Raw genomic sequence first — 13,175 nt, forward strand, 5'->3', positions numbered from 1 at the left:
CCACCTGCCTCGGCGCGGTCACCGCCTATCTGATCGGCCGCCTCACCCCCGGCACCGAACGCCGCTCCACCACGATGGCCCTGTGCGGGGTGGTCGGCGCCCAGCTGGTACAGACCCTCTCCGGGCGCCGCCACAGCCCCCTGGTGTGGGTGACGGCCCTGGGCTCCGCCGCCGTGCTCGCCGCCCTCGTCCAGACCCCGGGCGTCAGCCACTTCTTCGGCTGCGCCCCGCTCGGCCCCGTCGCCTGGGCGGGCGTCGCCCTGGCCATCACCCTCTCGGCCCTCGCCCCACGCCTGGAACGCCTCGAAGCGGTACGGCACCTGTACGACCTCACCTCCCGCCTCGCCCTGCGCCTGGGCGACTCCGCGCGGCGGACCCGCCACCTGCTGACCGACGGCATCGCCCGACCGGTGGCCTGACCCCCTGGGGGCGCGAAGAGGGGCGGGCCGCAGGGGCGCGAGGAACTGCGCGAAGGGGGTCCGGGGGCGAAGCCCCCAGGGACGGGACGGGAAGGGGCGGCGGGGGCGAGAAAAGGCCCGGACACCCCGACAGCGCGCGATGCGGAATCACGGGGGACGCCGCCCGCCCGACAGGGAACCGCCCGTCCCGAGCGAATCCGGCCCCCTGCGCCCAGACTGGAAGTACGGGGCGCCCGGCACCCCGCCGACGCGGGCGAACGCGCCCGGCGCCGAAGCCCGCCGCAGACCGAGAAGGGTGAGGATCGGCATGAAGGGTTACGTCTTCCACGGCCCCGGGCAGTCCGCCTGGGAGGAGGTCCCCGACCCGGCCGTCAAGGAACCCGGCGACGCCATCGTGCGCGTCGACGCCGTCACCATCTGCGGCACGGACCTGCACATCCTCAAGGGCGACGTGCCCGAGGTCCGCCCGGGCACCGTCCTCGGCCACGAGGCGGTCGGCGAGATCGTCGAGACCGGCGGCGACGTCCGCACCGTACGCCCCGGGGACCGCGTCCTGGTCTCCTGCATCTCCGCCTGCGGGCGCTGCGGCTACTGCCGCGAGAGCATGTACGGCCAGTGCCGGGGCGGCGGGGGCTGGGTCCTCGGGCACCTGATCGACGGCACCCAGGCCGAGTACGTACGGGTCCCGTACGCGGATCTCTCGGTGTACCCGCTGCCCGGTGCCGTCGACAACGAGGACGCCGTGCTGCTGGCCGACATCTTCCCCACCGCCTACGAGGTGGGCGTGCTCAACGGGCGGGTCCGTCCCGGTGACACCGTCGTCGTGGTCGGCGCCGGGCCCGTCGGGCTCGCCGCGATCGCCACCGCCCGGCTGTTCGGTCCCGAACGCGTCGTCGCCGTGGACGTGGCCGCCTCCCGGCTCCAGGCCGCGAAGGAGTTCGGCGCCGACGCCGTCGCCGACGCGGGCGAGGGCCCCGAGCAGCTCATCGCGGACCTCACCGGCGAGCTCGGGGCGGACGTGGTCATCGAGGCGGTGGGCGTCCCCGAGACCTTCGAGCTGTGCGCCCGTGTGGTGCGGCCCGGCGGGCACCTGGCCAACGTCGGCGTGCACGGCGCGCCCGCCGCGCTGCACCTCGAGGACCTGTGGATCAAGAACGTCACCATCACCACCGGACTCGTCGACACCCACTCCACCCCCACCCTGCTGCGGATGGCGGCCGCCGGCCGGCTGCCCACCCGCCGGCTGGTGACCCACACGTTCCCGCTCGACCACATGCAGGAGGCCTACGACGTCTTCGGCAACGCCGCCGAGACCGGGGCGCTCAAGGTCGTCCTCGGTGTTCCGCAGCACGAGGTGGTGCCCGTGCACCCGACGGTCTGACGGGTGCACCGGCGGACCGGGCCGTCCGGCCCGTGCGGGAGCGGGGCGACCGGGTCCACCCTGGAGTGGGGCGCCGTTCGTCACCCGTGCGAGGAGGTGACCTCCGATGGCGAGGACGCAGGGTGCGAGGCCGCGAAGGGTGCGGCTGTGGCGGTGGCGGAGGAACCCGCTGCGCCGCCGCAGCGATCTGGCCGAGGCCTGGCTGGTGCTCGCCGCGGTCGTCCTCGCCCTGCTGCTCGGGGCGCTCTCCGGCCTGACGGCGGCCGGGGCCGTGGACGGGTCGCTCGCCGAGCGCCGGGAGCGGACCACCTCCGTCCCCGCCGTACTGGCCGAGGACGCCGCCGAGTCGTCCGCGTCGGTGACGCAGGAGGTGGGCGGGGACGGCGGCGTATGGGCCAAGGTGCGGTGGACCGCCCCCGACGGCACCGGCCGCACGGGCCGGGCCGAGGTCGACCCGGGGAGCCCGGCGGGCACCGTGGTCACCGTGTGGACGGACCCCGCGGGCCGGCTGGTCTCCGCACCGCCCGACGGCGCGGAAGCACGGTTCCAGACCGTCATGGCCGGGATCACGGTCGCCGTCGCCGCCGGGGGACTGGTCCTGCTCGGCGGATGGCTGGCCCGCGCCCGGCTGCAACTGCGGCGCCTGGCCGAGTGGGAGGCCGAGTGGCGCCGGGTCGAGCCCTCGTGGCGCAGGCGCATGACGGGCTGAACACGGGACGGCGGCTCCCTCACCCCCGTACGGACGCCCCAGTGAGCTGCGAAGTTGCAAATTTTCGCAATTGACTACATGCTTTCCTCGTCATCCAGTCGTCAGTGGAGTCGAGGGTCCGTGTCCGTACCGCTGCCGCAGGCCGGAATCCGGCGCCGGATCACCTCGCTGCTGCCCACCCGTGCAGATGTGGACCAGGTGCGGCGCCATCCCCGCCGGGACCTGCTCGCCGGCCTGACCGTCGCGGTCGTGGCACTGCCGCTCGCGCTCGGCTTCGGTGTCTCCTCCGGGCTCGGCGCCGAGGCGGGGCTGGCCACCGCCGTGGTCGCCGGAGCCCTGGCGGCCGTGTTCGGCGGCTCCGGCCTCCAGGTCTCCGGGCCGACCGGGGCGATGACGGTGGTGCTGGTGCCCATCGTCGCCGACCACGGGCCCGCGGGCGTGCTCACCGTCGGCCTGATGGCGGGCGTGATCCTGGTCGCGCTGGCGCTGCTGCGGGCCGGGGGAGGCATGCGGTACGTTCCCGCACCGGTGGTGGAGGGCTTCACCCTCGGCATCGCGTGCGTGATCGGGCTGCAGCAGATCCCGAACGCCCTCGGCGTGCCCGTGCCCGAGGGGGAGCGGGTCCTGGTCGTGGCCTGGCGGGCGGTCCAGGAGTTCACCCGCGACCCCGCCTGGGCGGCTTCGGCGCTGGCGCTCGCGGTGGCGGCCGTCATGCTGCTCGGGGCGCGCTGGAAGCCGACCGTCCCCTTCTCCGTCCTGGCGGTGACCGCGGCCACCGCCGTGGCGCAGGCGGCCGGGCTGGACGGGGCGCCTCCGATCGGCGATCTGCCCCCGGGCCTGCCCGCACCGTCCCTCTCCTTCGTCGACACCGGCGCCCTGGGCAGCCTCCTCGTACCCGCCCTGGCCGTGGCGGCGCTGGCGGCCCTGGAGTCGCTGCTGTCCGCCTCCGTCGCCGACGGCATGACCGTCGGGCAGCGGCACGACCCCGACCGCGAACTGTTCGGCCAGGGCCTCGCCAACATCGCCGCCCCGCTGTTCGGCGGCGTCCCCGCGACCGGTGCCATCGCCCGCACCGCCGTCAACGTCCGCACCGGCGCCACCTCCCGGCTGGCCTCGCTCACGCACGCCGCCGTCCTCGCTGTGATCGTCTTCGCGGCCGCCCCTCTGGTGTCGCGGATCCCGCTCGCCGCCCTCGCCGGCGTGCTGCTGGCGACCGCGGTCCGCATGGTCGAGGTCGGCTCGCTGCGCGCGATGGCCCGCGCCACCCGCTCCGACGCGCTGATCCTCGTCCTGACCGCCGTCGCCACGCTTGTGCTCGACCTCGTCCAGGCGGTGATCATCGGTCTGGCCGTCGCCGGCGTCCTCGCGCTGCGCGCCGTCGCCCGGCAGGCCCGGCTCGCCCCGCTGCCGCTCGACCGGGGCGACGACGCGGACGAGGAGCACGGAGTGCCGGCCGAGCACATCGTCGCCTACCGCCTCGACGGACCCCTGTTCTTCGCCGCCGCCCACCGCTTCCTGCCGGAGCTCACCGAACTCGCCGACGTACGCGTGGTCGTCCTGCGCATGTCCCACGTGAGCGTCGTCGACGCCACCGGGGCCCTGGTCCTCAAGAACGCGGTGACGAAACTGAGACGGCGCGGCATCGTCGTCATGGCGTCGGGCGTCCGCCCGGCGCACCGCCGGGCCCTCGCCTCCGTGGGCGTCCTGGAGCTGCTGCGGCACGAGGGCCGGGAGTACGCCACGACCCCCGAGGCGATCCGCGCCGCCCGCGACCACCTGGAACGCGAGGATGTCCTGCGGGCGGCGGAGCCCTTGGCCGCGGTGCCCGTGCCCACCCGGGAGGCGCCGTGACGGCCTCCGCGCCGAACACCCTGCCGCACCGCCATGTGCTCACCCTGCCCACCGGGCCCGGAGCCGTGCGCGTCGCCCGCGAAACGGCCGAGCAGGCCCTGGCGGAGTGGGGCATAGGCGAGCACCACCCGACGGTGGGTCCGGCGCTGCTGATCCTGAGCGAACTGGTGGCCAACAGTGTGCGGCACGCGGCCGAGGTCTCCCCGCGGACCACGGTGATCTACGCGGCGGGCCCCGAGTGCCTGGTGTTCGCCGTCCACGACAGCCACCCCCACCGGCCGCGGCTGTTCGGGCCGGACGCCGGACACGGCGGCGGTCTGGCCACGGTCGTCGAACTGACCCACGGCCTGGGCGGCACCGCCGTGGTCCGGGGCGATGCCGACGGCGGGGGAAAGAGCGTCTGGATCACGCTCCCCCTGTGAGTCCACCGGCCCACGGCCGCCGGACGGTGAGGATGTACCGAGTTGCTAATCTCGGAAAGCGTCGAGGCGGACGCCGACGAACAGCCGACGAACAGATGAGGCGATGGACCGAGGACCGGCCGCCCGGGCCGTGCTGCCGCGCCGGAAAGGGGACGGCACGATGACCACGCCGCTCTACCAGTTGAAGGCCGAGTTCTTCAAGACGCTGGGTCATCCCGCCCGCATCCGCGTGCTGGAACTGCTCAGCGAGCGCGAGCACGCGGTCGGGGAGATGCTCCCCGAGGTGGGCATCGAGCCGGCGCACCTCTCGCAGCAGCTGGCGGTGCTGCGGCGGGCGAACCTGGTGGTCGGCCGCAAGGAGGGCTCGACCGTCTACTACTCGCTGACCAGCCCGCACGTGGCGGAGCTGCTGCGGGTGGCGCGCACCATCCTGTCCGGCGTGCTCGCCGGGCAGGCCGAACTGCTCGCCGACCTCCAGGCCGCGCAGGGCGGGCCGAAACCGCTGCCGTAGACGACGGTGGTCCCGGCCCGAAGGCCGGGACCACGAGGGCGGTCGTACCGGGAAGCGGCCGGTGCGACCGCCCCGCCGCGGCGGTCAGACCTCGCCGCGCCAGGCCCCCGTCTCCAGCCCGCGCCGCTCGATGAACTCCTTGAACCGCTTCAGGTCACCACCGACCTGCCGCTTGACGACGCCGAGCTTGTCGCCCACGCTCTCGGTCATCCCCTGCGGATCGAAGTCCATCTGCAGCATCACCTTGGTGGTGGTGTCCCGCACCCGGTGGAAGGTGACGACACCGGCCTGCCGCGCCTCGCCGTCGACCGTGGTCCAGGCGACACGCTCGTCCGGGATCTGCTCGGTGATCTCGGCGTCGAACTCCCGTTCCACGCCACCGACCTTGGTCACCCAGTGGGTCAGCGTGTCGCTGCGCTGCTCGATGCGTTCGACCCCGCTCATGAACTCCGGGAAGCTCTCGAACTGGGTCCACTGGTTGTAGGCGGTGCGGACGGGGACGTCGACCTCGATCGATTCCTCTACCTGCGACATGCGTCGGCTACCTCGCTTTCCGATGGGGGAACGGAACACGAGTACCTGGTTTCGCGCCGAACAGTCATGGCGATCCGCGGCACCGGCCGACCGCGAGCGGTCACGCCTCCACGCGGCGGCAGTGCAGGAAGAGCTGTGGTTCCGGCCGGGCGTCGGGATGGGTCGGGGTGAACATCACGCTCTCCTGCGACTCCACCGCCAGGCCCGCCCCGCGCACGAGGGCGACGACGTCCTCGGCCGTGAAACTGGTGACGCGCACGTCCTGCCCCATGAAGACGCCGTCGAACCCCTCGACGTCCAACGGCACGGTGGCCAGTGCGAACAGGCCGCCCGGCCGCAGCGCCCGCGCCAGTCGGCGCACCAGCTCCGACTGCTCCGCCCGTGACATCTGCAGCAGCGCGAAGTACACACAGACCGCGTCGAACGAACCGTCCTCGAGCGGCATCCGGCGGATGTCGGCGCACCGGAACTCGGCCCCGGGCACCTGCCGGGAGGCGATCCCCACCATCACCGGGGACACGTCGACGCCCAGTACCCGATGCCCCGCTCCGGCGAGTGCCGCGGCCGTGGGGCGGCCCGTCCCGCTGCCCACGTCCAGCACCCTGCTGCCGGGCGCCAGCCCTTCGAGCAGCCGGTCCAGCGACGCCCGGTGCGCCGACGAGGAGGCGAACGCCTTCTCGTACTCGCCGCCCAGCGCGTCGAACACCGCCGCCGCCGGTGACCCGTGATCCTCGTCGACCAAGACGCACCCCGTCCGTCGCGTACCGATGCGGGGCATCGTGCCATTCCCGCCCCGTCGCCACAACGGGACACCGGCCGTGGCGGCTTGCGGGCACGCGGACCGGCACGGCAGGGTCGGGGTGTGCCGACTCTGCTGATCGTCCACCACACGCCCTCGCCCAACTGTCAGGCGATGTTCGAGGCCGTCCTCTCCGGTACCGGCGCCGACGGGATCGAGGGGGTCGAGGTGGTGCGGCGGGCGGCACTGTCCGCCACCGCCGCCGACGTCCTGGACGCCGACGGCTACCTCCTCGGCACCCCGGCCAACCTCGGCTACATGTCGGGGGCGCTCAAGCACTTCTTCGACCAGGTCTACTACCCGTGCCTGGACACCACCCGGGGCCGGCCCTTCGGGTACTACGTGCACGGCGGGAACGACGTCACGGGCGCGGTGCGGGGCATCGAGTCGATCACGACGGGCCTCGGCTGGCGTCGCGCCGCCGACGGCGTGACCGTCACCGGCGAGCCGGACAAGGCCGACGTCGAGCGGTGCTGGGAGCTGGGCGCCACGATCGCCGCGGGCCTGATGGACTGAGCCCCGCCGTCCACGGCGGGGCTCAGGGGTGGCGTCAGGTCTCGTCCATCCGCCGCCGGTCCTGCTCGTCCCAGGCGCGCGTGTCGCGCGGCTGCGTGTACGGTTCCGCCTCCGGCGGATGGCCCCCGGCGATGGCCCGCTGCCGGGCGATCTCCGCGTCGAACTCCAGCCCCAGCAGAATGGCCAGATTGGTGATCCACAGCCAGATCAGGAACACGATGACACCGGCCATCGTGCCGTACGTCTTGTTGTACGACCCGAAGTTGGCGACGTAGAGGGCGAACCCGGCGGAGGCGATCAGCCAGATCACCAGCGCCAGGAAACTGCCCGGAGTGATCCACCGGAACCCCTTGACCTTGGCGTTCGGGGCCGCCCAGTACAGCAGCGCGATCATGATGGTGACCAGGAGGACCAGCACAGGCCACTTGGCGATCGACCACACGGTCAGCGCGGTGTCGCCCAGACCGAGCAGGTCGCCGGCCTGACGGGCCAGCCCGCCGGTGAACACCACGATCAGCGCGCTGATCACGGCCATCACCAGCAGCGCGACCGTCACCCCGAGCCGTACCGGCAGCACCTTCCACACCGGACGCCCCTCGGGGATGTCGTAGACCGCGTTCGCCGAGCGCATGAACGCCGCCACGTAGCCCGACGCCGACCAGACGGCCAGCACCAGACCGATGATCGCCACGATCGAGCCGACGCCCGCGGTGCCCTGCAACTGCTGTACCGCCTGGGTGATGATGTCGCGGGCCGCGCCGGGGGCGGTGAGCTCCTGGAGGTTCTCCAGCACCTTGTCCGTGGTGGACTTGCCGGTGAGGCCCAGGATCGAGACCAGGGCCAGCAGCGCCGGGAACAGCGACAGCACGCCGTAGTACGTCAGGGCGGCGGCCCGGTCGGTGAGTTCGTCGTCCTTGAACTCGCGCAGACTGCCTTTGAACGCCGCGCCCCACGCCCCCTTCGGGAGCTTGCCCGGCGTGTCCGGTGCCGCCCGCTCCACCTCGTCGCCGGGCCCGGGCTCGTCCGCCGCGCCGGTCCCGTGATCCGGACGGGGCTCGTTCGCCGCCGCGTCGGTCCGGTGATCCGGACGGGGCCCGTCCGTGGCGCTCTCGTGGGTCTGCCGGTCGTTCCGCCCCGGGATATGCAGCTTCATGCCCCTCGGGTAACCAGGGGCCGGAGGGCTAAGCCAGGGACCGTGCCCCGACCTGGCCGGGAAGGGGTTGTGGGAGCGCTCCCAAGACGTGCAGGATGCCAGGCATGACCGAGTTCCCCAGGATCCGCCCGTACCGCCGCGAGGACCGGCAGGCCCTCGACGACATCTGCATCCGCACCGCGCACAACGGCCAGGACAGCCGCCCCCACTACACCGACCCCACCGTCTTCCCCGACACCTTCGCCGCGCCGTACGTCCATCTGGAGCCGGAGCTGGCGTTCGTGCTGGACGACGGCGGGGGCCGGGCGGTCGGCTACATCGTCGGCACCGCCGACACCGTCCGCTTCGCCAAGACCTTCCGGGCCGCGTGGCTGCCCCTGGTCGGCGACCGCCACCCCGAGCCGTCCGGGCCGCCGGCCACCCCGGACGAGACGATCGCCCGGCTGCTGCACCACCCCGAGCGGATGATCGTCCCGGAGCTGGCCCCCTGGCCGGCCCACCTGCACATCGACCTGCTGCCCGAGTGGCAGGGGCGCGGTTACGGCCGGCAGCTGATGCGGACCTTCCTGGAGGCCCTGCGGGACGGGGGAGTGCCGTCCGTCCACCTCGTCATGGCGACGGCCAACAAGCCCGCCCGGGCCTTCTACGACCGCATGGGTTTCGAGGAGCTCGACACGCCGATGGACGACTCGGTCGTCTGCCTCGGCCGTAGGACGCACGACCTCGACGGGCTCTGAGGGGCCGGCGCCCGTCTCCGTCGAACGTGTCGAACGCGCCGCCGCCGGTGCGGAAGTGGCGAGAATGCGCATTGCCGCTCCGCTCCGGCGGGCGCAGCCTGTGCACCGGGAGCGCTCCCATGGTCACCGTGGGAGCGCGTGCCCGCATCCCCACTACCCCCACAGTGGAAAGAAGGAACCCATGACTTGGCATGGCCATGATGCATTACCGCTCCGGTCCCGCCTGTCGCTCGCCCTGACCGTGGTCGTCGCCGCGCTGCTCTGTCTGATCCCCTGGAGCGGTACCGCCGTCGCCCACGGCTCGGTGATCGACCCCGCGTCCCGCAACTACGGCTGCTGGCAGCGCTGGGGGAGCGACTTCCAGAACCCGGCGATGGCGCAGGAAGACCCGATGTGCTGGCAGGCGTGGCAGGACGACCCCAACGCCATGTGGAACTGGAACGGCCTCTACCGCAACGGCTCCGCCGGCAACTTCCGGGCCGTGATCCCCGACGGCCAACTCTGCAGCGGCGGGCACACCGAGAGCGGGCGCTACGACTCCCTCGACGCGGTGGGCGCCTGGAAGACGACGGACGTGGACGACGACTTCACCGTCGAGCTGCACGACCAGGCCGGCCACGGCGCGGACTACATCCTCGTCTACGTCACCCGGCAGGGCTTCGACCCCACCACCGAGCAGCTGGGCTGGGACGACCTCCAGCAGGTGGCCCGCACCGGCTCGTACGCACCCGGCCAGAACTACTCGATCCCGGTGAGCACCTCCGGCCTCAGCGGCCGCCACGTCGTCTACACGATCTGGCAGGCCTCGCACATGGATCAGACGTACTTCCTGTGCAGTGACGTGAACTTCGGCTGAGTCACCGGCACTTCACCGCTTCCGTCCCCGGGTCCCCGCCGAACTGCGTGAGTCCGGCGGGGACCCGGTGCGTGCGGTACGGGGCTTTCTGAGATTCCGCGAAGAAACCGTGCGTCCTTTGAACGCGCTGTGGCCCGCCTACGTATGGGGCGTGGGAATCCCCTGCCCACCCCCCGCAACAGAAGCGTAGGAGTACTGCCTTGGCACGCAACACACGCAGACGCCCCAAACAGCGCGCGACTCTCGCCGCGTTCGCCCTGATCCTGGGCGGCGGCGGGATGATGGCGGCCAACGTCTACGCTTCCGCGACGGAGGAGGGCGGACAGGGCGACGGCCAGGCGCAGGTCTTCTCGGGCGCCACGATCGACTGCCCGGACGTGGCCACCGAACTGACGTCGGTGCCGGAGGAGGCACGGGCGGAGGTGGACAAGGAACTCGCCGGCCTGGACGCGCAGATCGCGGAAGCCTACAAGCGGATCGGGGAGTCGGCCGAGGCCCTCCGCCAGGACCCGGGCTTCGCGGAGAACGCGATCGCCAAGCCGCTCGAGGAGAAGCGTTCCGCGGCCCTCGCCCGGATCGGGACCGCCATCGACCGGGTCGGCGACCGGCCCGAGGGCCTCGAGGAACTCGCCGACTGCGCCGTGCGCGAGTCCGGCAACGCCGCACAGCCGGACGCCGGGCAGGAGGGCGCCGGCGACGAGGGCGAGCAGGCGGGCGACGGCGGCGACGGACAGGACCAGCAGGACCAGGGCCAGCAGGACCAGGGCCAGCAGGGTCAGGACCAGCAGGACCAGGACCAGGGCGGAAACGGCGGTCAGGCCGGCAACGGCCCCGTCGCCGGCGACTACGTCGACATCGAGAGCGTCCAGCCCAACGTCACCGAGCCGAAGCAGACGGAGAACGCCTCCCGCGGCACCTTCACCAGCGAGTGCGGCGTCAACGAGAACGGCCTGTTCAACTCGGACAACGTGATCGCCGCACCGGGTGTCGGCAACGGCGCCCACCACTTCCACGACTACATCGGCAACCAGGCCACCAACGCCTTCTCCAGTGACGAGGACCTGGCGCAGGCGGACACGAGCTGCGCCGACCAGGGCGACAAGTCGTCGTACTACTGGCCCGTGCTGCGGCTGCAGAACGGGACCCAGGAGCAGGACGCCCAGTCGCCGGGCGGCGGCATCGAGGGCAACGCCGGTGAGATCGTCACGCCCAAGGAGGTCACGCTGACCTTCGAGGGCAACCCGCAGGGCGAGGTCACCGCCATGCCCCGGCTGCTGCGCATCATCACCGGCGACGCCAAGTCGTTCGTCAACGGCCCCGCCAACGCCAACGCCTCCTGGAGCTGCACCGGTTTCGAGGACCGGCAGCTGACGGACAAGTACCCGCTGTGCCCGCAGGGCAGTGACGTGGTGCGCAGCTTCGACTTCCAGAGCTGCTGGGACGGCCGCAACATCGACAGCGCCAACCACCGTACGCACATGGCGTTCGCGGACGAGGCCGGAAACTGCCCGTCCGGCTTCAAGCCCGTGCCGCAGCTGGTGCAGCGCATCGTCTACGACGTCGACGCGCCGAGCCTCGAGGACGGCGGCAGGACCACACCGCTGTTCGCCGTCGACTCCTTCCCGGAGCAGTTGCACAAGCCGATCACGGACCACGGCGACTTCATCAACGTCTTCGACGAGGACCTGATGAACGAGGTCGTCGCCTGCATCAACGAGGGCCGCACCTGCGGTGCCGGTGACGGCGGCAACGGTGGCGGTGACGGCGGCAACGGTGGCGGTGACGGCGGCAACGGTGACGGCGGCGAACAGGGTGAGGAGCCCCAGCAGCCGGAGGAGCCGGAGGAGCCCACGGCCACGCCCGACGACCCGGGCCAGGGCGGCGACGGCGGCGGCAACCAGGACGACGGCGGCGACAAGCCCGGTGACAACGGGAACCAGGACGACGGCGGAAACCAGAACGACGGCGGGAACCAGAACGACGGCGGGAACCAGAACGACGGCGGCCAGGAGCAGCCGTCGGAGACCCCGGCCGCCGAGGAGCCCGCGGAGGGCGGCGGCACCGACCGGCCCGAGCAGCCCGATGTCAAGGCGTCCACCCCGGCCGAGGACGCCGGCGCCGGAAACCAGGACGGTGACGACAAGGGCGGCGAGGACGACGGCGGCCAGGCGGCCCAGGCCGCCGAGGTGCCCGGCAGCCTCCCCGAACTCGGCACCGAGAACCAGTCCCAGGCACAGGGCGGGAGCGGCAGCCTCGCCGAGACCGGCACCCAGCTCTGGCCGGCCGCGCTGGGCGGAGTACTGGTGATCTTCGGATTCTTCGTCCTGCGGAGCGTGCGGCGCGGGGCCTGACCCTCCGCGGCACCTCGACGGCGGCAGGACCCTTCACGGGTCCTGCCGCCTCACGTTTCCCTCCCCCTCCGCGTCGATGTGCGGCATCACCCGGTCCAGCCATCGCGGTGTCCACCAGGCGTGCCGCCCCAGCAGGGTCATCACGGCCGGCACCAGCAGCAGCCGTACGACGGTGGCGTCGACGAGGACGCCGACCGCCAGGCCCGGGCCGAGCATCTTGACCACGACGTCGTCGCTGACGACGAACGCCGCGAACACGCTCACCATGATCAGCGCGGCGCAGGTGATGACCCGCGCGGTGATCCCCAGGGCATGGGCGACCGACGCCTTCGCGTCCCCGGGCGCCCGCCCTCGCCCCCGCCGTGCTGTGCCTGGAAGGCATGGGCGTGTCCCCTCTGCCCGGCCGAGCGGTTCCCGGCCCCTCCCTCATTCCGGGCGCGCGCCGTTGCCCCGGCATCTCGACCCGCTTCCGCCCCCGGGCCTGCGCCCCGCGAACGCCGGAGGGCCGGCTCTCAGGCTCTCCGGCGTTTGAGGAGCGGGGTCCGGGGCGGAGTCCCGGGCCGGGACGGGAAGGGGCGACGGGGGCGGAGAACGCCCGCGGGGCGCCGGAGACGGGAGCCGGCGCCGGCCCCCAGGACGACCCCGGCGCCGACCAGGGCACTGCCCACCGCCTGCGCCGCGCCGTAGGACCCGGTACCGACGAGCGGTGCGGTGCACGCGGCCGCCACCGGGATCAGCCCGGAGAACAGGGTGGCCCGTTCGGCACCGATCCGCTGCATGCCCATGTACCAGCACACGAAGCCGATGACGGTGACCACCACCGCCTGCCACAGCAGCGCCGTCGCCTCTACCCCGCCGGGGCGGCGCAGCCACGCGGAACCGTCGAGCAGCAGTCCGGCCGCCGCCGACTCGACCGCGGCGACGCCGCACACCGCG

Annotated in this window: 14 protein-coding genes and 1 pseudogene; 10 read left to right on the plus strand and 5 right to left on the minus strand. The window is 72.9% G+C overall.

The window, feature by feature from the left end; genetic code table 11:
* The 6 genes from B7767_RS39590 to B7767_RS39615 form a co-directional block, all read left to right on the plus strand.
* Positions 1-419: cation transporting ATPase C-terminal domain-containing protein (locus B7767_RS39590; RefSeq protein WP_179167495.1), on the plus strand; the 419-nt coding region annotated here is incomplete at its 5' end.
* Between the two features lie 307 nt (positions 420-726).
* Positions 727-1,800 (plus strand): zinc-dependent alcohol dehydrogenase family protein, encoded by a 1,074-nt coding sequence (locus B7767_RS39595; protein WP_085576152.1) that lies wholly within the window; start codon positions 727-729, stop codon positions 1,798-1,800.
* 106 nt (positions 1,801-1,906) lie between these two features.
* Positions 1,907-2,509 carry a hypothetical protein gene (locus B7767_RS39600; RefSeq protein ID WP_085576153.1) on the plus strand — a complete coding sequence of 201 codons (603 nt, stop codon included), beginning with the start codon at positions 1,907-1,909 and terminating at the stop codon, positions 2,507-2,509.
* 120 nt (positions 2,510-2,629) lie between these two features.
* On the plus strand, positions 2,630-4,360 hold the full coding sequence (locus tag B7767_RS39605) for a SulP family inorganic anion transporter (RefSeq protein ID WP_256923736.1): 1,731 nt from the start codon (positions 2,630-2,632) through the stop codon (positions 4,358-4,360).
* Positions 4,357-4,782 carry an ATP-binding protein gene (locus tag B7767_RS39610; protein ID WP_085576155.1) on the plus strand — a complete coding sequence of 142 codons (426 nt, stop codon included), beginning with the start codon at positions 4,357-4,359 and terminating at the stop codon, positions 4,780-4,782. The genes B7767_RS39605 and B7767_RS39610 overlap by 4 nt, the downstream gene beginning before the upstream one ends.
* Before the next feature lie 160 nt (positions 4,783-4,942).
* The gene (locus tag B7767_RS39615; RefSeq protein ID WP_030869497.1) at positions 4,943-5,293 is read left to right on the plus strand and encodes a metalloregulator ArsR/SmtB family transcription factor; all 351 of its coding nucleotides are present in this window, start codon (positions 4,943-4,945) and stop codon (positions 5,291-5,293) included.
* A gap of 84 nt (positions 5,294-5,377) precedes the next feature.
* Here the strand turns inward: B7767_RS39615 and B7767_RS39620 are convergent, their stop codons facing one another.
* Positions 5,378-5,827 (minus strand): SRPBCC family protein, encoded by a 450-nt coding sequence (locus tag B7767_RS39620; protein ID WP_085576156.1) that lies wholly within the window; start codon positions 5,825-5,827, stop codon positions 5,378-5,380.
* A gap of 100 nt (positions 5,828-5,927) precedes the next feature.
* Positions 5,928-6,605: a class I SAM-dependent methyltransferase gene (locus B7767_RS39625; RefSeq protein WP_085576157.1), complete on the minus strand. Its 678-nt coding sequence runs from the start codon at positions 6,603-6,605 to the stop codon at positions 5,928-5,930.
* An 84-nt stretch (positions 6,606-6,689) separates the two neighbouring features.
* On the opposite strand from B7767_RS39625, the gene B7767_RS39630 reads away from it, so the two are divergent.
* A complete protein-coding gene (locus B7767_RS39630; RefSeq protein WP_085576158.1) occupies positions 6,690-7,142 on the plus strand; it encodes a flavodoxin family protein in 453 nt (150 codons plus the stop codon).
* Between the two features lie 34 nt (positions 7,143-7,176).
* Here the strand turns inward: B7767_RS39630 and B7767_RS39635 are convergent, their stop codons facing one another.
* Complete coding sequence (locus tag B7767_RS39635) at positions 7,177-8,295, minus strand: YihY/virulence factor BrkB family protein (RefSeq protein ID WP_085576159.1); 1,119 nt, start codon at positions 8,293-8,295, stop codon at positions 7,177-7,179.
* A gap of 104 nt (positions 8,296-8,399) precedes the next feature.
* Between B7767_RS39635 and B7767_RS39640 the strand changes: the two genes are divergently transcribed.
* The 3 genes from B7767_RS39640 to B7767_RS39650 all read left to right on the plus strand — a co-directional run bounded on the left by B7767_RS39640 (position 8,400) and on the right by B7767_RS39650 (position 12,239).
* Positions 8,400-9,032 carry a GNAT family N-acetyltransferase gene (locus B7767_RS39640; protein ID WP_085576160.1) on the plus strand — a complete coding sequence of 211 codons (633 nt, stop codon included), beginning with the start codon at positions 8,400-8,402 and terminating at the stop codon, positions 9,030-9,032.
* A 181-nt stretch (positions 9,033-9,213) separates the two neighbouring features.
* Entirely contained in the window at positions 9,214-9,888 is a 675-nt protein-coding gene (locus B7767_RS39645) for a lytic polysaccharide monooxygenase (RefSeq protein ID WP_085576161.1), read from the plus strand.
* A gap of 278 nt (positions 9,889-10,166) precedes the next feature.
* Complete coding sequence (locus B7767_RS39650) at positions 10,167-12,239, plus strand: DUF1996 domain-containing protein (protein ID WP_107486595.1); 2,073 nt, start codon at positions 10,167-10,169, stop codon at positions 12,237-12,239.
* A gap of 33 nt (positions 12,240-12,272) precedes the next feature.
* Here B7767_RS39650 and B7767_RS39655 read toward each other — a convergent pair.
* Positions 12,273-12,578 (minus strand): annotated as a pseudogene (locus B7767_RS39655) (MMPL family transporter); the annotation flags it as partial.
* Between the two features lie 173 nt (positions 12,579-12,751).
* Positions 12,752-13,175 (minus strand): EamA family transporter (locus B7767_RS39660; RefSeq protein WP_256923738.1); only part of this gene is annotated, 424 nt, incomplete at its 5' end.

It is taken from the genome of Streptomyces sp. 13-12-16 (genome assembly GCF_002114215.1).
In the GTDB taxonomy this organism is placed as follows: Bacteria; Actinomycetota; Actinomycetes; order Streptomycetales; family Streptomycetaceae; genus Streptomyces.